The 20,522-nt window shown below is 49.1% G+C and carries 15 protein-coding genes, 1 tRNA gene and 1 CRISPR repeat array; of the genes, 13 read left to right on the top strand and 3 right to left on the bottom strand.

The features are described from left to right. Window positions 1-55 precede the first annotated feature (55 nt). Window positions 56-1,642: a CRISPR direct-repeat array (repeat unit 28 nt; unit sequence GTTCACTGCCGCACAGGCAGCTTAGAAA). Window positions 1,643-1,833: 191 nt separating this feature from the next. Then, window positions 1,834-1,920, bottom strand: a tRNA-Leu gene (locus tag KO512_RS15805). Between the two features lie 238 nt (window positions 1,921-2,158). Next, window positions 2,159-2,932, bottom strand: coding sequence for a ferredoxin--NADP reductase (locus KO512_RS15800; protein WP_215953319.1), 774 nt, complete (start codon window positions 2,930-2,932; stop codon window positions 2,159-2,161). A gap of 144 nt (window positions 2,933-3,076) precedes the next feature. Between KO512_RS15800 and KO512_RS15795 the strand changes: the two genes are divergently transcribed. The 4 genes from KO512_RS15795 (at window position 3,077) to KO512_RS15780 (ending at window position 8,003) form a co-directional block, all read left to right on the top strand. Next, entirely contained in the window at window positions 3,077-3,967 is an 891-nt protein-coding gene (locus KO512_RS15795; protein ID WP_215953318.1) for a LysR family transcriptional regulator, read from the top strand. A 153-nt stretch (window positions 3,968-4,120) separates the two neighbouring features. Next, window positions 4,121-5,467 (top strand): vWA domain-containing protein, encoded by a 1,347-nt coding sequence (locus KO512_RS15790; RefSeq protein ID WP_215953317.1) that lies wholly within the window; start codon window positions 4,121-4,123, stop codon window positions 5,465-5,467. 55 nt (window positions 5,468-5,522) lie between these two features. Beyond that, on the top strand, window positions 5,523-7,298 hold the full coding sequence (locus KO512_RS20540; RefSeq protein WP_215953316.1) for a sensor histidine kinase: 1,776 nt from the start codon (window positions 5,523-5,525) through the stop codon (window positions 7,296-7,298). Between the two features lie 12 nt (window positions 7,299-7,310). After that, window positions 7,311-8,003, top strand: a complete 693-nt coding sequence (locus tag KO512_RS15780) for a response regulator transcription factor (RefSeq protein ID WP_215953315.1) — start codon at window positions 7,311-7,313, stop codon at window positions 8,001-8,003. Window positions 8,004-8,064: 61 nt separating this feature from the next. Here KO512_RS15780 and trhO read toward each other — a convergent pair whose 3' ends face one another. Beyond that, the gene (gene trhO, locus KO512_RS15775) at window positions 8,065-9,045 is read right to left on the bottom strand and encodes an oxygen-dependent tRNA uridine(34) hydroxylase TrhO (RefSeq protein ID WP_215953314.1); all 981 of its coding nucleotides are present in this window, start codon (window positions 9,043-9,045) and stop codon (window positions 8,065-8,067) included. A gap of 445 nt (window positions 9,046-9,490) precedes the next feature. Here trhO and KO512_RS15770 point away from each other — a divergent pair, with 445 nt between their 5' ends. From KO512_RS15770 to rnr, 9 genes are all read left to right on the top strand, one after another. Then, on the top strand, window positions 9,491-9,976 hold the full coding sequence (locus KO512_RS15770; RefSeq protein WP_215953313.1) for a hypothetical protein: 486 nt from the start codon (window positions 9,491-9,493) through the stop codon (window positions 9,974-9,976). Window positions 9,977-10,059: 83 nt separating this feature from the next. Further along, window positions 10,060-10,545, top strand: a complete 486-nt coding sequence (locus tag KO512_RS15765) for a hypothetical protein (RefSeq protein WP_215953312.1) — start codon at window positions 10,060-10,062, stop codon at window positions 10,543-10,545. 79 nt (window positions 10,546-10,624) lie between these two features. Further along, a complete protein-coding gene (locus KO512_RS15760; RefSeq protein WP_215953311.1) occupies window positions 10,625-11,113 on the top strand; it encodes a hypothetical protein in 489 nt (162 codons plus the stop codon). Window positions 11,114-11,564: 451 nt separating this feature from the next. Further along, complete coding sequence (gene queA / locus KO512_RS15755) at window positions 11,565-12,602, top strand: tRNA preQ1(34) S-adenosylmethionine ribosyltransferase-isomerase QueA (protein ID WP_215953310.1); 1,038 nt, start codon at window positions 11,565-11,567, stop codon at window positions 12,600-12,602. A gap of 169 nt (window positions 12,603-12,771) precedes the next feature. Then, window positions 12,772-13,896 carry a tRNA guanosine(34) transglycosylase Tgt gene (gene tgt, locus KO512_RS15750; RefSeq protein ID WP_215953309.1) on the top strand — a complete coding sequence of 375 codons (1,125 nt, stop codon included), beginning with the start codon at window positions 12,772-12,774 and terminating at the stop codon, window positions 13,894-13,896. Window positions 13,897-13,937: 41 nt separating this feature from the next. Then, a complete protein-coding gene (yajC, locus tag KO512_RS15745) occupies window positions 13,938-14,273 on the top strand; it encodes a preprotein translocase subunit YajC (protein WP_215953308.1) in 336 nt (111 codons plus the stop codon). A gap of 176 nt (window positions 14,274-14,449) precedes the next feature. Beyond that, window positions 14,450-16,300 carry a protein translocase subunit SecD gene (gene secD, locus KO512_RS15740; protein WP_215953307.1) on the top strand — a complete coding sequence of 617 codons (1,851 nt, stop codon included), beginning with the start codon at window positions 14,450-14,452 and terminating at the stop codon, window positions 16,298-16,300. A 14-nt stretch (window positions 16,301-16,314) separates the two neighbouring features. Continuing rightward, window positions 16,315-17,238 (top strand): protein translocase subunit SecF, encoded by a 924-nt coding sequence (gene secF / locus KO512_RS15735; protein WP_215953306.1) that lies wholly within the window; start codon window positions 16,315-16,317, stop codon window positions 17,236-17,238. Window positions 17,239-17,542: 304 nt separating this feature from the next. Next, on the top strand, window positions 17,543-20,239 hold the full coding sequence (rnr, locus tag KO512_RS15730; protein ID WP_215953305.1) for a ribonuclease R: 2,697 nt from the start codon (window positions 17,543-17,545) through the stop codon (window positions 20,237-20,239). The last annotated feature ends 283 nt before the right edge of the window (window positions 20,240-20,522 follow it).

The raw sequence follows: 20,522 nt of genomic DNA, 5'->3' as shown, positions 1-20,522 counted from the left end.
CTGCCGCACAGGCAGCTTAGAAAGTTTACCGCCTACCGTTTCGCTTTCTAAACCCGTTCACTGCCGCACAGGCAGCTTAGAAATCGACCACTTCACCTTTTAAACGCCACTTAACGTTCACTGCCGCACAGGCAGCTTAGAAAAAAGCGATCGCCGCCGACAAAGAAGAGTTAGAGTTCACTGCCGCACAGGCAGCTTAGAAATATTTTATGCTGTTTGCAAAGCATCGTAAGGGGTTCACTGCCGCACAGGCAGCTTAGAAATTCCCGGTGAGTTATAGCTGCCCATTTGTCTCGTTCACTGCCGCACAGGCAGCTTAGAAAATCGAACCGCAATACCAGCCCGCCTATGTGCGTTCACTGCCGCACAGGCAGCTTAGAAATCTTCAATCGATTCGCGGATGTCATCCAGTGCGTTCACTGCCGCACAGGCAGCTTAGAAATTGTCTTTGTGTTGCTCACAGTAGCCGTGTGGGTTCACTGCCGCACAGGCAGCTTAGAAAAAGCTGTGAACTAAACAAGATTTAAACCTTTCGTTCACTGCCGCACAGGCAGCTTAGAAAGTGGTATTGGCTAATTGATTGCACGCCAGTGCGTTCACTGCCGCACAGGCAGCTTAGAAAGCCATAGCCAATCACAAAACTATGATACCCCTGTTCACTGCCGCACAGGCAGCTTAGAAATTATATGCACTAATTCTATCAAGGTTGTTATGGTTCACTGCCGCACAGGCAGCTTAGAAAAGCACTGCACCGATCAACCAGTTGTTAATATTGTTCACTGCCGCACAGGCAGCTTAGAAAATCCAAGCACTGAATCGTGCCACGTGGTCGGCGTTCACTGCCGCACAGGCAGCTTAGAAAATTACTATTACAGAGACTGAACTGACTGACCGGTTCACTGCCGCACAGGCAGCTTAGAAATGAATTCCTCGTGTCCATGAACGGCTCTTTGCGTTCACTGCCGCACAGGCAGCTTAGAAATACCCTACGATACAAGACTAGCAAGTACAACAGTTCACTGCCGCACAGGCAGCTTAGAAATAAGACGAACCAAGGAAACGACCATGAACATGGTTCACTGCCGCACAGGCAGCTTAGAAACGATAAACTCCTTTAAAAGTGGGGAGCTTTCAGTTCACTGCCGCACAGGCAGCTTAGAAAAAATTAATCAGACACTTATCACCACTCAACCAGTTCACTGCCGCACAGGCAGCTTAGAAAAGCGAAACCATGCGCTGGTTGGTTGCATCCTGGTTCACTGCCGCACAGGCAGCTTAGAAAGCAACACACCTCGGGCATACGCCTTCTTTAGAGTTCACTGCCGCACAGGCAGCTTAGAAAAAAATAGGACAATCGCCGGCGCGTATTGAGGCGTTCACTGCCGCACAGGCAGCTTAGAAAAGGCACCAGACCACCAGCGCAGCAAAACAGAAGTTCACTGCCGCACAGGCAGCTTAGAAAACAAAAGGCCGCTGGGTTCGCGCAAGCCGAGCGTTCACTGCCGCACAGGCAGCTTAGAAACGTATTACTAATCGAGGGTTTTAAGAGCCTAAGTTCACTGCCGCACAGGCAGCTTAGAAAGACCAAATTGTGCCGTTTTTTAACGCGTAGCCGTTCACTGCCGCACAGGCAGCCTAATAGAAAAAATTATTAAGTTTTAAGTGGAGCTGTTGTATGACTTGGCTCTGCACCAAAATCTACAAGGAATGGGGCGTTTTCACGGCCTATTTTTTCATGGGAAGTCTACATGGGTATTTCTGTAGACATAAAAAAACCGAGGGCTAAGTCAGCACTCGGTTGTCTATTTAGTAGTTTTGAATCAATGAGTTAAGTGGTACCAGTGGCCGGACTCGAACCGGCACGCTTTTAAGGGCGGGGGATTTTGAATCCCCTATGTCTACCAATTCCATCACACTGGCGCAGACACTTAAACTCTACATGGCTCTACATGCCATTTTTAACGCTTGAACTTAACAATTTACTATAAAAATCAAATTGTTGCAGTAGTTTTCTTGCTAGAGGGGTTGAATTTTGAATCCCCTATGTCTACCAATTCCATCACACTGGCGCAAACGTGGAGCGTATTATACGGTTCGTTTTCATTGGGTCAATGGGGTTCATGAATATTTTTTAAAATCATGAACCTTATGACCATTTTTAGCGTTCAACAAAGGCTCGTTCTATAACGTAATGGCCTAAAGTACCATTGCGAGCTTCGGTAAAGCCCATGCTGTCGAGGATGTTGGTGGTGTCTTTTATCATGCTGGGGCTACCGCAGATCATAAAACGATCATCATCCGTATTAAGATCCGGCAAGCCAAGATCTTTCGTCAGCTTACCCGTAGCGATCAGGTCGGTCAGGCGACCCTGGTTACGGAAGGCTTCGCGGGTGACGGTGGGGTAATACAGCAGTTTGTTGCTGACCATGTCGCCAAAGTATTCGTTGTTCGGCAGATGATCTTGAATTACATCGGCGTAGGCCAGTTCTGATAGTTCACGTACGCCGTGGGTGAGGATCACTTGATCGTATTGTTCGTAGATTTCCGGGTCTTTAATGATGCTCATAAAGGGCGCTAGGCCGGTGCCGGTGCTGATCAGGTAAAGATGCTTACCCGGTAGCAGGTTATCGTTGATCAAGGTGCCAGTGGGTTTGCGGCTAATCAGAATCTGATCGCCTACTTGGATGCGTTGTAATTTGGAGGTCAACGGACCGTCCTGTACTTTAATGCTGAAGAACTCGAGTTGTTCCTCATGGTTGGCACTGGCAATGCTGTAAGCGCGCATCAGTGGGCGGCCTTCGTGTTCTAGACCGATCATGGTGAAGTGACCGTTTTTAAAGCGAAAGCTAGGGTCTCTGCTGGTGGTGAAGCTAAATAGGGTATCGTTCCAGTGATGTACGCTGAGAACTTCTTCGCGACCGATATTAGACATGGAACTACCTCATACTAAATGGGTGATAGTGGTTTGTATTCAGGTTATAAAAACTGAATCACTTATTTCTTAAGTGCATATTAAACCTACCTGCTATATTGTTAAAGACGATTGTTATGATAATGCTTATCGGAAAAACAGATTATGAAATATACCTTGCGGCAATTAGAGGTTTTTTTGGCGGTGGCGCATTTCGATAATATCTCGCGAGCGGCGGATAGTTTGTCGATGTCCCAGTCGGCTGCCAGTGGTGCGCTGCGTGATCTTGAATCTCAATTCGATATTCAGTTGTTTGATCGTATTGGTAAACGATTGAAAATTAACGAGTTGGGACGGTTGCTACGGCCCCGTGCTGAGGCCTTATTAGAGCGTGCTCGAAGTTTGCAGTTGGATATGTCCCAGCATCAAGCGGTGGGGCAGTTGAAAATTGGGGCTACCATGACTATCGGTAATTATCTGGCGGTGGGCTTAATGGCCCGTTATCTGGATGAGCAGCCTCGCGCTAAGTTGGATCTTCAGGTGGCTAATACATCGGTCATTACGGCTCGGCTGATCAACTTTGAGTTGGATATCGGTTTGGTGGAGGGGGAAGTGCAGCATCCCGATCTGGAGGTGATTCCTTGGGTGAAGGATCAACTGGAGGTGTTTTGTGCGCCGGATCACCCCTTGGCTAGCAAACATCAGTTGAGTGATACCGATTTGGTGTCCGCTCGCTGGGTGCTGCGTGAACAGGGCTCAGGTACCCGTCAGGCGTTTGATTGGGCGTTACACGGGTTGTTGCCTAACTTGAATGTACTGTTAGAGTTGGAACACGTCGAAGGGATTAAACAGGCGGTGATGCAGGGCTTGGGGATCGGTTGTTTATCCCGCATTGCATTGCAGGAATCTTTTGAACTGGGCTCCTTGGTGCCGTTGCGTGTTGCGGGTCGTGATTTTAGTCGACAGTTATATTTGGTGATCAATCGACATAAGTATCGCAGTGCCGGTATCGAGCGCTGGATGGAGTTATGCCATGAAACGGCTAATCCGATTTAAGCGATGCGCTGTTAGGTGTGACGGGTGACGCCCGATGTTTTACAAATTTCTTACAAAATCGATAACTTCATCTGACTTTTTAATCTCGGGCTGAGGGTAGAGTCACTACAACGGTGGTTTACGCCACTAGACTCTCAACTCAGGAATGTGACCATGAAAACTCAAGCTGATAAACATATGTTAAGACGATCCCTCAGGACATTGGGCTGTGTATTGTTGACCCTGTTGCCGCTGTGGGCTCAGGCGAATCAGGTCAGTCTGAATATTAATCTGGCCACTCCGGTGATGCAGGCGGATCAGTCCCATCGGGCCTTTATTAAGGTGTCGTTGGAAGGGTTCAAGCAGCAGGATAAACAAGCCCGGATACCGGCCAATGTCGCTATTGTGCTGGATAAGTCCGGTTCTATGGGTGGCGATAAAATTCAGTATGCCCGTGAAGCGGCGATTATGGCGATCAAGCGGCTGGATGAGCGGGATATCGTCTCGGTGGTTAGTTACGATTCACGGGTTCAGGTGGTGGTGCCCGCCACTCAGGTGCGCGAGCAGCAGCATATCTATGATGCTATCCGTCAAATTCATGCCAATGGTAATACCGCGCTGTTTGCGGGTGTCAGCAAAGGCGCCAATGAACTGCGTAAGTTTCTCAGCCGTAATAAAGTGAATCGGGTGATTTTACTCTCCGATGGGCTGGCCAATGTTGGCCCACAATCAGCCTCTGAGTTAGGTGAGTTGGGGGCGTCATTGGCGAAAGAGGGCATCAGTGTCACCACTATCGGTTTAGGGTTGGGTTATAACGAAGATTTGATGACCCGCTTAGCTGGCTTTAGTGATGGCAACCATGCCTTTGTCGAAAACGCGGAAGACTTAGCCTCCGTATTTCAGTATGAGTTTGGCGATGTGTTATCGGTGGTAGCGCAGGGGGTCAATATTGAGATCCATTGTCAAAACGGCGTTAAACCGATTCGTTTGCTCGGACGGGAAAGTGAGATTATGGGCAATCGGGTGACGACACGGCTGAATCAGCTGTATAGCGAGCAGGAAAAATTCGTTATTCTGGAGGTCGAGGTGCCCGCCCAGCAAGCCGAGACCGAACTAGAACTGGTGTCAGTGAAGGTGGCTTACGATAATCTGTTCACTCAGCACCAAGAGCAGTTGGCCGGCCAGAGCATCGCCCGTTTTAGTGGTTCACGACAGGAAGTCTCTGCGGCGCGGGATGATAAAGCACTGGAAGCAGCGGTTGAGCAGGTGGCGAACGAATACAGTCGGGATGCCATTGAAGCGCGGGACAGTGGTGACCTCGAAGGGGCGAAGAAAATCCTGCAAGATAGTGCTTCTTATTTAGGCTCGCAGGCTAAGTCTTTGAGCTCGCCCCGTTTGCAAGAGCAGCAAGAGGAAGCCCTGCAGGATGCGGATGCGCTAGAAACCGAGCAGGACTGGAACAAACAGCGTAAAGAGCTGAAAGCGCGGCAGTATAAACGCGCCACTCAGCAGACCTATTAATACCACGGGTGTGGGGAAGCCAATTGGTTAACCCCACGCCACAGCGGAAGAGCCTGTGAAAAGACGAACACCCTTGTTGCTTGCCGTGATTATTGCCTTGCCGCTGCTATTGCTGGCGTGGTTTGGGGTGCGCTGGCAGTTGGATCAACAGCAGGTGGTCGCTCATCAATTAAGTAACTTGGTTAGTGAACGGTTGCAGAGTATTGATGGGCAGTTTCAAGAGCATTTTTTTCTGCTGCAGCAGGGCTTTATTCGTCAGGCAGAAGCCTTACAGCAAGAAACGGCGGGGCAGTATAGCGTTGCGCCTATACGCCGTTTGATCTCGCAGTCGGCGGTGGTTAAACAGATGTTTGTGTTGTCGCCTACAGGGGAGCGTCGTTTCCCACCGCGGGATCAGCCGTTAACTCAGCAGGAGCAGGCGTTTGTTGATTTAAGTCGTAACCTATTGCGCGAGCCGGAACGTTTTACTATGCCGGTGCTCGATCCGGTTGGGCCGGCTGGGCGTCAGGGTTTCTCCTCGGCCAGCATCGATGAGTTGCAGAGCGCTCAATTAAACGAATCCGTGGCGCAAAAATCCCGTTATCGTGCCGATGCTTCTGTTCAGGCGCTGTCGGGCTCCACCGGACTCAACGCTTCGCAGCAGCCCCACGGCTGGATCGCTTGGTATGCTGAAGCGGGTTTGCAGCAGATCTTCTGGTGGCAAGACAGGGGTGGCAATACCATTGGCTTTGCGCTGAACTCTCCCCGTTTGTTATCGGATCTGATCAACCTGTTGCCCTCTAGTACGGTGAGTGCTACGGATGATCAGGCAGATGACATTGAGAGCCATAGTGAAATTCGGTTGATGAATGATCGTGGTGAAATGGCTTATAGCTGGGGGAGTTCGGTGGCGGGGTCCACGGCAAAACCGCTGCAGATTCTACCTTTGAGCCACCCGTTGGCGAGTTGGCATCTGGCCTATTATGCTGCTGAATTGCCGGTGGCGATCACTGGTTGGCTGGGATTAGTCGTGTTATTGGTGTTGCTTGGGGCGGGGTTGTCGACGCTAGCTTACTTGTTGTATCGCGAACATCACCGCGAGCTAAGCATTGCCGAACAGCGAGTGAATTTTGTGAATCAGGTTTCCCATGAACTGAAAACGCCGTTGACCAATGTGCGCTTATATACCGAAATGCTGGAACAAACATTGCCGGATGATGAGCCGCTGGCGCAGCGCTATTTGGGCGTGATCAGCAGTGAAGCAGGGCGATTGTCGCGTTTGATTGATAATGTGCTGAGCTTTTCCCGTGCAAAGCGAGAAGGGCTTAGTGTTCGCTATCAGCAGGGCATGATCGATCAGTGCATCGCTCAAGTGGTGGCGCTGTTTACGCCGGTGTTGAGTGCGCGACAATTAAGCCTGCGTTTTAGTGGCAAGGCGACGCAACGGTGTTATTTCGATAGCGAAGCGTTGGAGCAAATTCTTAACAACCTGCTGAGTAACTGTGAAAAATATGCGGCGGCGGGGCGTTTTGTTGATATCCATAGTTGGCAAGAGGAACACGTGGACGGCTTATATAGTTATATTCGGGTGAGCGATTTCGGCCCTGGGGTTTCGCCGGATGATGTCGAAAAACTGTTCGAACCCTTCTACCGTGGCAGCGATAAACTCACCGAAGGGGTGAGCGGCACAGGGATTGGTTTAGGGCTGGCGCGGGATTTAGCCAGAGCGCACCGGGGCGATCTTATTATCGAACCTCATGGACTAACAGCCCCGTCGGGCGCTTGTTTTTTACTCACGCTGGCAACCCCTATTAGGATAGAAACTGCCTCCACGGAGGCCTGCCATGAATAGACGGACCCTATTATGAAGCTTTTGATTGCCGAGGATGACCTGCATATTCGTCAGGGGCTAGCGCTGCTGCTGGAAGCGGAAGGCTATGACTGTATCGAAGCGGCCGATGGTGAGCAGGCCTGGCAGTTATATCTGCAGCATCAGCCGGATCTGGTGTTGTTGGATATTATGATGCCAAAGCAGGATGGTTATGCGGTGTGTCGGCGTATTCGGCAACAGAATGAGCAGCTACCGGTGATTTTTATTACCGCTAAGTCGGAAGAGATTGATCAGGTGCTGGGTCTAGAACTGGGGGCGGATGATTACATTAAAAAACCCTTCGGTAGCCGAGAAGTGATTGCCCGGATTCGGGCAGTGACGCGGCGGGCGCAGCGTCCAGTGGTCGATCTGGCCGAGTCGGATAACTTTGTTATGGCCGACCTTGAGATTAGGCCTGCTGAATTTCGTGCGCTGCGGGTTGATAAGGTGATTGAGTTAAGCCTAAGAGACCTGAAAATACTGCGCTTGCTGTTCGAGCAGCAGGGCAAGGTGGTGGATCGCGATGCGCTGTTTAATCACTGCTGGGGGCGGGACTATTTTGCCAACAGTCGCACGCTGGATCAGCATATATCGAAACTACGTAAGGCAATTGAGTTGGATGCGAAGTCGCCGCGGATTATCATCACGGTGCATGGCGTCGGTTATCGCTTTGATGGGGTGTGTTGAACGGGCGTGAGTTGAGGCGAGAGACTAAGAGGGCGCCTGATAACACCCTCTTAGGTTCTGTTTACTTACTTTCGTGTTGGGCTTCACGCAGTTGCTGCTTGAGCTCGCGTCGTTTGCTGCTGGTATCGTTAGCGTCGGCACCGATATGGGCTTCGCCCCGCTGCTGTGCCAGTTGCATCTGTTTCTGACGTTCCATGAAACGTTGACGCTGCTCATCGCTGAGGCTGTCATAGCAGTTCGGGCAGCTGATGCCGGCCTGATATTGCTCGCTTTGCATCTGTTCTTCGGTCAGTGGTAAACGGCAAGCATGACACTGATCGTAGCTGCCTTTTTCAAGCTGGTGGTTGACGGTTACGCGGTTATCAAACACAAAGCATTCGCCCTCCCACAGGGACTGTTCCTGTGGAACCTCTTCCAAGTATTTAAGAATACCGCCTTCTAAGTGATAGACCTCATCGAAGCCTTGCTCTTTCAGGTAAGCGGTGGATTTTTCACAGCGGATACCGCCGGTGCAAAACATTGCGACCTTCTTGTTTTTCTGCGGGTCTAGCTGTTCTTTTACGTAGTCCGGAAACTCGCGGAAGGTGTTGGTGTTGGGATTAATAGCCCCTTTAAAGGTGCCCACCTGTACTTCATAATCATTACGGGTATCAACCAGTGTTACTTCAGGATCAGAGATCAGGGCGTTCCACTCGTCGGGTTTAACATAGGTGCCGACGATCCGTTTGGGATCGATGCCGTCCACGCCCATGGTGACAATCTCTTTCTTCAGCTTAACTTTGGTGCGATGAAAGGGGTTGCTGTCGTCAATGGATTCTTTATAGCCGATATCGGCTAGGCGAGGGTCGTTCTGCAACCAGCTCAGCAGGGCATCAATACCGGCGCGGCTGCCAGCCACGGTGCCGTTAATGCCTTCACGCGCCAGCAGCAGTGTGCCGCGCACATCGTTGTTCAACATAACGTTGTGCAGTGGTTCACGCAGGGCTTCAAAATCTTCAAGCACGACAAACTTATACATCGCGCAGACTATAGTCTGTGACATCTGTTCTCCTCAGCCGACCGAATCGTAAATCCGGAGCCTATGGTTAATAAAGGGTTAATAAATGGTTGATATAATTAAGAGGGTTAAAAAGATCAGGGCGGCATTATACGCGCATCCAAGTACTATTAAGACGGATAAATAGTAGGGGCTTTAGTGGTGCGGCACAAAAATCGTTCAGGTGTTTTGTAACTTATTGATTAAAAAGAAGGTTAAGGCGTTAGTGGACGACTATGTAAGCCAGTCTTACGCTCGGAGACTTTTACTTCCTTCTTCTGAACCATAGTAATGTCGAATTAACGCTTTGATTTAACAGGATGTGGCTATTATGCTTGAAGTACGTTTATGGCAGGGATGCAGCCTCGATAGGTGCTATAACGCGCTGTTTAAGTGCCTTAGCCGCAAAATCAATATCGTTTTGTAAAAGATGACACAAGGAAAGAACATAATGAATATATTTAAAACGTTATTAAGCATCACCTTGCTTATTCCCACTTTAGTATTTGCCCAAGGCGGGAATACTCCTGTTGAAGGGATTGATATCATTATTAAAAGCATAACTATGTCTGAAAAAGTAGAATTAAATGAGGGACAGTTAGAAAGAGTCAGCGCGTTAAAAGACGAAGCCCGCTCATATTACCTTTCTGAAGTAATTCCCCCGATGCTGAACAAAGCGATGGGCGGAAAATACAATGAAAAAGAACTACAGAACATCTTGCTTAAACAGTTGCTCGCTAACCGATGTAACCCCTGTAAAGCTTTTGAAACTTTCTCGTATAAAGCTAAAGACTCACGAACAAAAGAGACTTATTCCGTCACGTTTAATCTACATACTCAAGTTGATATCGCAAAACCGCAACATAAGGTGGCTGAAGTGAGTGCTTCACGCGAACTCAAAGTGAAAGCCGTTCCTGATGCGATAAAACCTAAATAGGATGCATCATATCACGGGCTGTTAAGTGCCTTAGCCGCAAAAGCAATACTGTTTTGTAAAAGATGACACAAGGAAAGAACATAATGAATATATTTAAAATGTTATTAAGCATCACCTTGCTTGTTCCCACTTTAGTATTTGCCCAAGGTGGGGATACTCCTGTTGAAGGGATTGATATCATTATTAAAGCAGCAGGTTTATCTGGGAAAGTGGAATTAAATGAGGGTCAGTTAAAAAGAGTCAGCGCGTTAAAGGATGAAGTACGCTCATATTACCTTTCTGAAGTAATCCCCCCGATGCTAAACAAAGCGATGGGCGGAAAATACAATGAAAAAGAACTACAGAATATCTTGCTTAAACAGTTGCTCGCTAACCGATGTAACCCCTGTAAAGCTTTTGAAACTTTCTCGTATAAAGCTAAAGACTCACGAACAAAAGAGACTTATTCCGTCACGTTTAATCTGCATACTCAAGTTGATATCGCAAAACCGCAACATAAGGTGGCTGAAGTGAGTGCTTCACGCGAACTCAAAGTGAAAGCCGTTCCTGATGCGATAAAACCTAAATAGGATGCATCATATCACGGGCTGTTAAGTGCCTTAGCCGCAAAAGCAATGTTGCTTTGTAAAGATGATACAAGGAAAGAACATGATGAATATATTTAAAACGTTATTAAGCATCACCTTGCTTATTCCCACTTTAGTATTTGCCCAAGGCGGGAACACTCCTGTTCCAGGGATTGATATCATTATTAAAAGCATAACTATGTCTGAAAAAGTAGAATTAAATGAGGCTCAGTTAAAAAGAGTCAGCGCGTTAAAAGACGAAGCCCGCTCATATTACCTTTCTGAAGTAATTCCCCCGATGCTGAACAAAGCTATGGGCGGAAAATACAATGAAAAAGAACTACAGAATATCCTGCTTAAACAGTTGCTCGCTAACCGATGTAACCCCTGTAAAGCTTTTGAAACTTTCTCGTATAAAGCTAAAGACTCACGAACAAAAGAGACTTATTCCGTCACGTTTAATCTACATACTCAAGTTGATATTGCAAAGCCGCAGCGTAAAGTGGCTGAAATGAGTGCTTCACGCGAACTCAAAGTGAAAGCCGTTCCTGATGCGATAAAACCTAAATAGGATGCTTCATCAGTTAGATGATGATTCATATAGTGAGTGCAACAACGCTTAGTTGAATTTGCGCAATAGGTCATTTCACAACAGATTGCTGCAGGGGAAAATACTGTGCTAGGCGTTGGGTGTTGTCGTTTTCATGTTTATTGACGGGTTTACGTTGGGCGTCATCCGCTGTGAATGTCTGCATGATCAAGTACCTAATTAGTTGTACGGTAAGGTTTATGTCGTGTCTTCTGCTCTACTATGCTCTTTCTAGCAAGCGACCCTGTCGTGTCGAGCCACCTTTTATTCTGAGCGTTCCATTGTCGTAGTGGTCGAAATCATTAGATTGACGTGGTTAATATTGCTGAAGTTTAAAGGGGACTCGGGTAGAATATGCGCCCTTTTGTTGGCTGAACGCAGGTAGTGCGGTTCGCCTTAGCTAAATCACTGAATGTTAGGTTGACGTTTTTCTATGCAGGTTAAAGATTTTCATTTTGATCTACCCGATGAGCTAATTGCCCGCTATCCCTTGGAAAAGCGTAGCGACAGCCGTTTATTCTGTGTTGATGGCAATAGTGGCGAGTTTCAGCATCGACAGTTTTTTGATGTGTTAGAGCTGCTCGAACCCGGTGATTTGGTGGTATTTAACAACACCCGGGTGATTCCCGCGCGCATGTTCGGCGAAAAAGCTTCTGGCGGTAAGATCGAAGTGCTGATTGAGCGAGTGTTGGATGAGCGTTCGGCGCTGGCCCATATTCGGTCAAGTCGTTCACCGAAGCCCGGTGCCGAATTAACCCTCGATGGTGGTTTGAAAGCGACCATGGTGAGACGCCATGATGATCTGTTCGAACTGGAATTCGATCTGGCGGAAGGTCATCTGATCGATGCGTTAGAGCAGTTTGGTCATATGCCATTGCCACCTTATATGAAACGTGAAGATGAATTGTCGGATCGCGAACGTTATCAGACGGTGTATAACGAGAAGCCCGGTGCGGTGGCTGCGCCGACAGCTGGTTTGCATTTTGATGACGCCCTGATGCGCAGCTTGGAAGAAAAAGGTGTTAATAAAGCCTTTGTTACCCTGCATGTTGGCGCGGGCACTTTCCGCCCGGTGAAGGTCGATAATATTCAGGATCATAAGATGCATGCTGAATATATTGAGGTGTCTGAAGAGGTGTGTCAGGCGGTTCGGGAAACCAAGGCGCGGGGCAATCGGGTCTTGGCGGTGGGCACTACCTCGGTGCGTTGTCTCGAAACAGCCAGCAAAAGTGGCGAAATTGAGCCGTTTTTTGGTGATACCGATATCTTTATCTTCCCCGGTTATCAATTTCGTACGGTGGATCTGTTGATTACCAACTTCCACTTGCCCGAATCGACTCTGCTGATGCTGGTGTCGGCATTTGCTGGGTATGATCATATGATGGCGGCCTACAAAGAAGCGGTGGCGCAACGGTATCGTTTCTTTAGTTATGGCGATGCGATGTTGCTGACCAAGCAAACAGTGAAATAAACCCGAGTGACGGTTTGGCGACGTTGTTGCTGCGAAACTAACGGCCGTTGGCGTGGGTAAAAATGGCAGTGAGCCTTTAATTTATGTAATTCAGCCTTATATAGGGAAGAGATAGCCGTTCCCCTGGCGAAACCAGACAGTAGGAAAGCGTGTGACCAGAGAATGTTTTATGAAGTTTGAGCGTTTGGCGACCGATGGCAAAGCCCGTCGTGGCCGCTTAAGCTTTCCCCGTGGTGATGTTGAGACACCGGCCTTTATGCCGGTGGGAACCTATGGTTCGGTTAAGGGGATGTTGCCGAAAGATATTGAGGCGATTGGCGCTCAGATCATTCTGGGTAACACCTTTCACCTGATGCTGCGTCCCGGCACGGAAGTGATTAAAGCCCATGGTGATCTGCATGACTTTATGAACTGGAAAGGGCCAATTTTGACCGACTCCGGTGGTTTTCAGGTGTTTAGCCTAGGCGCGATGCGCAAGATCACTGAAGCGGGGGTGCATTTCCAGTCTCCGGTGAATGGCTCAAAAGTCTTTATGGGGCCGGAAGAGTCGATGCAGGTGCAGCGTGATCTTGGCTCTGACATTGTGATGATCTTCGATGAGTGTACGCCATACCCTGCCACTGAGACGGAAGCGGCTGAGTCGATGCGTTTGTCATTGCGTTGGGCTAAGCGTTCTAAAGCGGCTCATGGTGATAGTCCTTCTGCGCTGTTTGGTATCGTGCAGGGCGGCATGTTCCCCCATCTGCGGGATGAATCGATCGAAGGACTAAACGAAATCGGTTTCGATGGTTATGCGATTGGTGGGTTATCCGTCGGCGAACCGAAAGAAGAGATGGTTAAAGTATTGGATCATCTGGCGTATAAAATGCCGGAAGATAAGCCGCGTTACCTGATGGGCGTGGGTAAGCCAGAAGATCTGGTTGAAGGTGTGCGCCGCGGGGTCGATATGTTCGACTGCGTGATGCCAACCCGAAATGCGCGTAATGGTCATCTATTTACCCGTAATGGTGTGGTAAAACTGCGTAACTCCGCCAATAAAACGGATACGCGGCCACTGGATGAGCAATGTACGTGTTATACCTGTCAGAATTTCAGTCGTGCCTATTTGCACCATCTTGATAAATGTAAAGAGATCGTTGGCTCACAGCTAAATACGATCCATAACCTACATTACTATCAGGAGCTTATGGCTGGATTGCGTCAGGCCATTGAACAGGGTAAATTGGACGACTTTGTTGACCAGTTCTACCAGCTTAAGGGGATGGAAACACCGCCTCTTAATGATGACGTTTGATTTTATTTTTTTAATTATTGTAAGTATTAGGAGAAGCCTTAATGAGCTTGTTAATCTCTTCAGCACACGCTGCAGACGCTGCCGGACCGGGTGGTTTGGACCCAAGTATGTTCAACCTGATTTTTCTGGTTGGCTTCGGTGTTATTTTTTACATGTTTATGTGGCGCCCTCAGGCTAAACGGGCAAAAGAACATAAAGCACTACTCGGTGGACTGACTAAAGGTGATGAAGTGATCACCGCAGGCGGCCTGATCGGTAAAGTTGTGCGTCTGAATGATGATTACATTGTTCTTAGCGTCAACGATACCACTGAACTGACTTTCCAAAAGACTCATGTCAGTGCAGCGTTGCCAAAAGGCACAATCAAACAGATCTAAGCATCAAACTGTAACAAAACGCCACTATCGTGGCGTTTTTTGGATGTGATGAAATCATGCCTGTCACGGGTTTGGTTTTTTAACCGTTTAAATCTAAATACTGGTGCCTAGGCGGGGCATGCATGGTTGTAAATCATGTATTTACCCATCGCCGGGCTAGTTAGGGACAGAGCGCCATGCTCAATAAAAATCCACTGTGGAAAAACGCGCTGATCGTGCTGGTATTGCTGATCGGCTGTATCTACGCTGCGCCTAACCTTTACCCTGATGATTATGCTGTACAGCTCTCCGGTACTCGGGAAGCGAATATTGTCAACCAGCCGTTGCTGGATCAGGTTAAGCAGGAACTGCAGCAGGCTAATATTAGTGTTAAAGGTGATGAACTGACCGATAAAGGTGGATTGATCCGCTTTGAAGACGGTCGTGCTCAGCTTGAAGCGAAAGAGATTATCAGCCGGACCTTGGGTGATAATTATGTTGTGGCGCTTAACCTAGCACCGACAACGCCGGAATGGCTAAGATCTCTGGGCGCAGGCCCGATGAAGTTGGGTCTCGATCTACGTGGCGGTGTGCATTTCCTGTTGGAAGTGGACATGGTGTCTGCCGTTGCACAGCGTCTAGATGTTTACGTGAGCGAAATTAAAACCAAACTGCGTACTGAAAAATTACGTTATCGTTCGGTTGATCACCGTGAAGACGGCAGCTTAGAGCTGAAGTTCTCTACGGCAGATGTTCGAGATCAGGCCGAGACGCTGCTGCGTAAGGACTACACGGAATTTCTGGTTAACAGTGAAGACAAAGACGGTGCGTTTTACATCAATGTCAATCTGGCGGAAAGTCAAATCCGTGAGATCGAAGACTATGCGATCAAACAGAACCTCACCACTCTGCGTAATCGGGTGAATGAGCTGGGTGTCGCCGAGCCACTGGTACAGCGTCAAGGGCGTAACCGTATTGTGGTTCAGTTGCCGGGTATCCAAGATGCCGCTGCGGCTAAACGGATTATCGGTAAAACAGCGAACCTTGAGTTCCGTCTGGAAGCCACGACTGATGCCTCACGGGCGACCACCGAAACTTATCCGTTCCGCGATCAAAGCCGTGATGCCACTCTCGAAAAAGACATTATCATTACGGGAGCTAGCGTCTCTAATGCACAGTCATCCTTTGATGAGAACGGTCAGCCGCAGGTGAATATCTCGCTGGACGCCAAAGGCGGTCAGATGATGAACCGTACTACCCGTAATGCGATCAAGCGACGCATGGCGGTACTGTTTGTCGAGCATAAGAATCGGACACTGTATGAAACCGTGGATGGTGAGCAGGTTGCCAAGCGGGTTCCTTATGTTGAGAAACGGATTATCTCACTGGCGACGATTCAGAGCGTACTGGGTGCTAGCTTCCGGATTACCGGGCTTGATAGTGCCACAGAGTCTTCTGAATTAGCATTGCTGTTGCGGGCCGGTGCTTTGGCTGCCCCTATCTATTTCGTTGAGGAACGTACAGTCGGCCCAAGCCTAGGTGAGCAGAATATTTCACAGGGTATGTTGTCGGTACAGATCGGCTTTGCTCTCGTGTTGCTGTTTATGGTGGCGTACTACCGGGTCTTTGGTTTGCTGGCGAATATCGCGCTGACCTTTAACCTAGTGTTGTTGCTGGCGGTGATGTCGATTATGTCGGCGACCTTAACGTTGCCGGGTATTGCCGGTATCGTGTTGACCGTAGGTATGGCTGTCGATGCTAACGTGTTGATCTTCTCGCGAATACGAGAAGAGCTTAAGAATGGGTTGCCGACGCAATCGGCGATCAGTGCCGGTTTCGACCGAGCGTTCTCCACCATTTTTGATGCCAATATCACCACCTTGTTAGCGGCCGTGATTCTGTTTGCGATGGGGTCTGGTCCGGTGAAAGGGTTCGCGATTACCCTGTCGGTCGGTATTATCACCTCCATGTTCACCGCCATTTTGGTGACTCGGATGTTGGTTAATTTGACTTACGGCGGTCGTGCGCTGAAAAAACTGTCGATTTGACGGAGTAGAGTAAGATGACGACTGAAAAAATCTATAACTTTATGGGGCTGCGTAAAATCGCAGCGGCCTTATCGATTGCTCTACTGCTGATTTCGATCGCATCGTTGGCGATTAATGGGCTGAAGTTTGGTCTGGATTTCACCGGCGGTTCACTCATCGAGGTGGGCTATCAGCAGGAACCGGATCTCAATGGTATTCGGGATAAGCTGCAAGGTGCCGGCTATGATGATGCGGTGGTGCAAACCTTTGGTTCGCCGGTTGATATCCTTATTCGTATGGGTGTTGCCCATGATCCCAAGCTTGGTGATCATGTATTGGAAACTCTGCAAAGCGGTGAGACCCAAGAGCTGACTCTGCGGCGTAACGAATTTGTGGGTGCGCAGGTGGGTGAAGAACTGCGAGAGCAGGGTGGTTTGGGCATGTTGCTGGCACTGTTTATGGTGATGGTATATGTGGCATTCCGCTTTCAGCTGAAGTTCTCGATCGCATCGGTGGCCGCTTTGGCACACGATGTTTTGATTGTGCTGGGCTTCTTCTCGCTATTTCAATTTGATTTTGATCTGACGGTGTTAGCGGCGATTCTAGCGGTCATTGGTTATTCGCTTAACGATACGATTGTGGTGTCTGACCGTATCCGCGAGAACTTCCGAAAACTGCGTAAGGGTGATGCACTCGAGATTATGAACGTCTCGTTGAGTCAGACCCTTGGGCGTACCTTAGTGACCTCGTTAACAACCTTGTTGGTGCTGGTGGCGCTGGCGGTGTTTGGTGGCGAAATGATCTTTGGTTTTGCTGTCGCGCTGCTGGTGGGTGTCTGTGTGGGTACCTATTCTTCCATCTATGTGGCGGCAAACGTGCTGATCTTGATGGGGCTTTCTAAAGAAGACCTGATCCCTCAGGAAAAACCTGAGGGTGAAGAAGTCGACGAAATGCCTTAATTGCAGCTATTGGCTTGGGGTTGTTGACCCACTAGGCTAGTACCTGAAAAAACCGTGACGATTGTCGCGGTTTTTTTTCGCCTGTCGGTTGGAGTGGTTTGATAGTGTGCCAGTTATTGCCGGTTTTAACGTTGGTCCGGTTTATATTCGGTTATTGCTGTCCCAAAGAATGGCGCTATTATTATGGCTGTAGCGGGAAGTGTTACTTTCGGCTTTTAAACATGATTCTGGTCCGGCAAAACGAGCCAGATTAAGGTATTGTTGAAGTATCGTTATTTCAAACCTACATAGCAGAAGATGATGCATGTCAGACTCAAAACATTTTTCTGAAGATCCTCATGCCGACCGCGAAGCGGAGAAATATGAACGTCCGATTGCCAGCCGAGAGATGATTATGGCGCTGCTGGCGGAGCAGGGCGAGCCCTTGACCCGACCGCAGATTGAAGCGCTGCTGGATATCGAGGATGAAGAGAGCGCGGAGGCGCTACGCCGTCGCTTGCGAGCGATGGAGCGCGATGGTCAGTTAATGCGTGACCGTAAAGCCCATTATATTTTGTTGAGTAAGTTAGACCTAGTGGCGGGTCGGATCGCGGGGCACCGAGATGGTTTTGGTTTTCTTATTCCGGATGAGGGCGGTGATGATATCTTTCTCTCAGCTCGGGAGATGCGGCAGGTGTTCGACGGGGATCGTGCGCTGGTGCGAGCTACTGGGGAAGATCGCCGAGGCCGGACAGAAGGTGCCATTGTTGAGGTATTAGAACGGAAAACTCGGAAGCTGGTGGGCCGTTTTCATGGCCATGGGGGATTCGGTTATATGACCCCCGAAAATCAGCGCATCAGTAATGATATCCAGATCCTGCCTGATCCCGACGGTAAGCTGAAATATAAAGAGGGCCAGTTGGTGGTGGTTGAGTTGATCACACCACCCTCTAAGCGAGCTAAGGCGACGGCTCGGGTGACCGAAGTGCTGGGCGATCATATGGCGCCGGGAATGGAGATCAAGGTTGCCATCCACAACTATGATATTCCTAACGAATGGACTGATGGGATACGCCAAGAGGTCAGTGAGTTTGGCCCAGATGTACCTGATTCAGCGATGGAAAACCGTGTTGATCTGCGTGATCTGCCGCTAGTCACCATTGATGGTGAAGATGCCAAGGATTTCGATGATGCGGTCTACTGTGAGCCGATCCGTTCCGGTGGCTGGCGTTTATGGGTAGCTATCGCCGATGTATCGGCCTATGTGCATCCGGGTAGTCAGTTAGATATTGAAGCGCACCTGCGCGGTAACTCGGTGTATTTTCCTGAGTTTGTAGTGCCGATGCTGCCTGAGATACTGTCGAACGGCCTGTGTTCGCTGAATCCCGATGTGAACCGTTTGGCGATGGTCTGTGAGATGACCATCAGTGATGCCGGTAAACTAACCGACTATACCTTTTATGAAGCGGTGATTCGCTCTAAGGCGCGGCTAACCTATACCAAGGTCGGTGCCATGCTGGAAGAGCCAGATTCGGAGCAGGGCATTGCGATGCGCCAACAATATGCGGAGGTGTTGCCGCATATTATCCATCTGCATGATCTCTATTTTGCCCTGCGTCGTGCCCGTGAAGAGCGTGGTGCCATCGATTTTGAAACCACTGAAACCCGCATTTTGTTTAGTGAAGAGCGCAAGATCGAGAAGATAGTGCCGGTGGTGCGTAACGATGCGCATAAGATTATCGAAGAATGTATGCTTTGCGCCAATGTCGCGGCAGCGAGTATTTTGCAGAGCATGAAGCAGCCTGCGCTGTTTCGAGTGCATGATGGCCCGAAAGATTCAAAACTACAGACTCTGCGCACCTATCTTGGGCCTTTAGGCTTGAGCTTGGGCGGAGGCGATGAGCCAACCCCGCCGGATTATCAAGCCCTGTCGGAATCGTTAGAAGGGCGCGCCGATAAGCATGCTATTCAGGTGATGATGTTACGGTCTATGTCGCAGGCGGTATACAGCCCCGAACATAAAGGTCATTTCGGGCTGAATTATGAAGCCTATGCTCATTTTACCTCGCCGATTCGTCGTTACCCGGATCTGTTGGTGCATCGGGCCATACGGGGTCTGATTCACTCGGATAGTAAGAGCAGCCATATCACCCGTCCGGCCAATTTCAAGCTCGATAAACGCTTTGCGCATCGTTACACTCTCGCACAGATGGTTGAGCTAGGTGAACACTGTTCGATGACCGAGCGGCGTGCCGATGATGCTACCCGTGATGTGATGTCGTGGCTCAAATGTGAATATATGCAGGATTGCGTCGGTGATGAGTTCAGCGGAGTGATTTCGGCGGTGACTGGTTTTGGCGTGTTTGTCGAACTGGAAGAGGTCTATGTTGAGGGCTTGATTCATATCTCTGCCCTGCCGGGCGATTATTATCACTACGATGCGGCTCTACAGCGGTTGCATGGTGAACGCAGTGGTAAGTCTTTCCGTCTAGGAGACCGAGTACAGGTGCTAGTCGCTAGAGTCGATCTCGATGATCGTAAGATCGATTTCGAGCTGGTGAAAAAACTGGAGCTCGGCGAAAAAACTGATGGTGATACCGCTAAGCCAGAACCAAAACGCTTGAGTAAGCGGGAGCTGTTGCGGCAGGGTAAGCTGTCTCTAGCCGAGCTAGAAAGCCGACAGGGACGCAAACCTGGAGGACGACCATCGGCTAAACCCTCGAAATCGACTTCGGGTAAGCCCGATAGCAAGCGCTCCCGTCAGACGTCTGAATCGGAAGCGCCTTGGGCGAAGTCGGATAAGCGCGATGGCGCTCGGCCACCCCGTAAGCGTGGGGCAGAGCCTAAAGAAGGCAAAGGCTCACGTCAGCCAATGGAAGCGAAACCGGCGAAAAATAGTGCGCGTCTGAGTGAAACCGAGTTAGAGCTGACACGGCTATCCCGCAAACCCTCCAAAGGGCTGAGCAATCGTGCGAAAAAACGCAAGTTGAAGAAATTGCGAGGTAAGCGTTCGGATAAATAATCGGCTAACTCGACCACTTCTGCCGCGTAGCTGATGTTAACGAGGGCTTTTGCGGCGAACTAATTAAGGCAGATATCATCCTTGGTGGTATCTGCCTTTTTTGGTTTTCTAGCCGTGTGTTACGAGATATAGACAGGTTTTCAGTCTTTCATCACTGTTTGAGTATCGAAGTAGGTACAATCTACCCATTATGGTTAATTATTTTTTTATATTAGGTAATATTAATTTATTGTTTTTATTAGGTTTTATTTTTTTTGATTATTTGTTGGGAATTTTTTGCGTG

Origin of the sequence: Amphritea atlantica (genome assembly GCF_018860855.1) — a bacterium.
In the GTDB taxonomy this organism is placed as follows: domain Bacteria; phylum Pseudomonadota; class Gammaproteobacteria; order Pseudomonadales; family Balneatricaceae; genus Amphritea; species Amphritea atlantica_A.
Note: the sequence above shows the minus strand (reverse complement) of the source record. Positions and strands in the feature narration are given on the sequence as shown.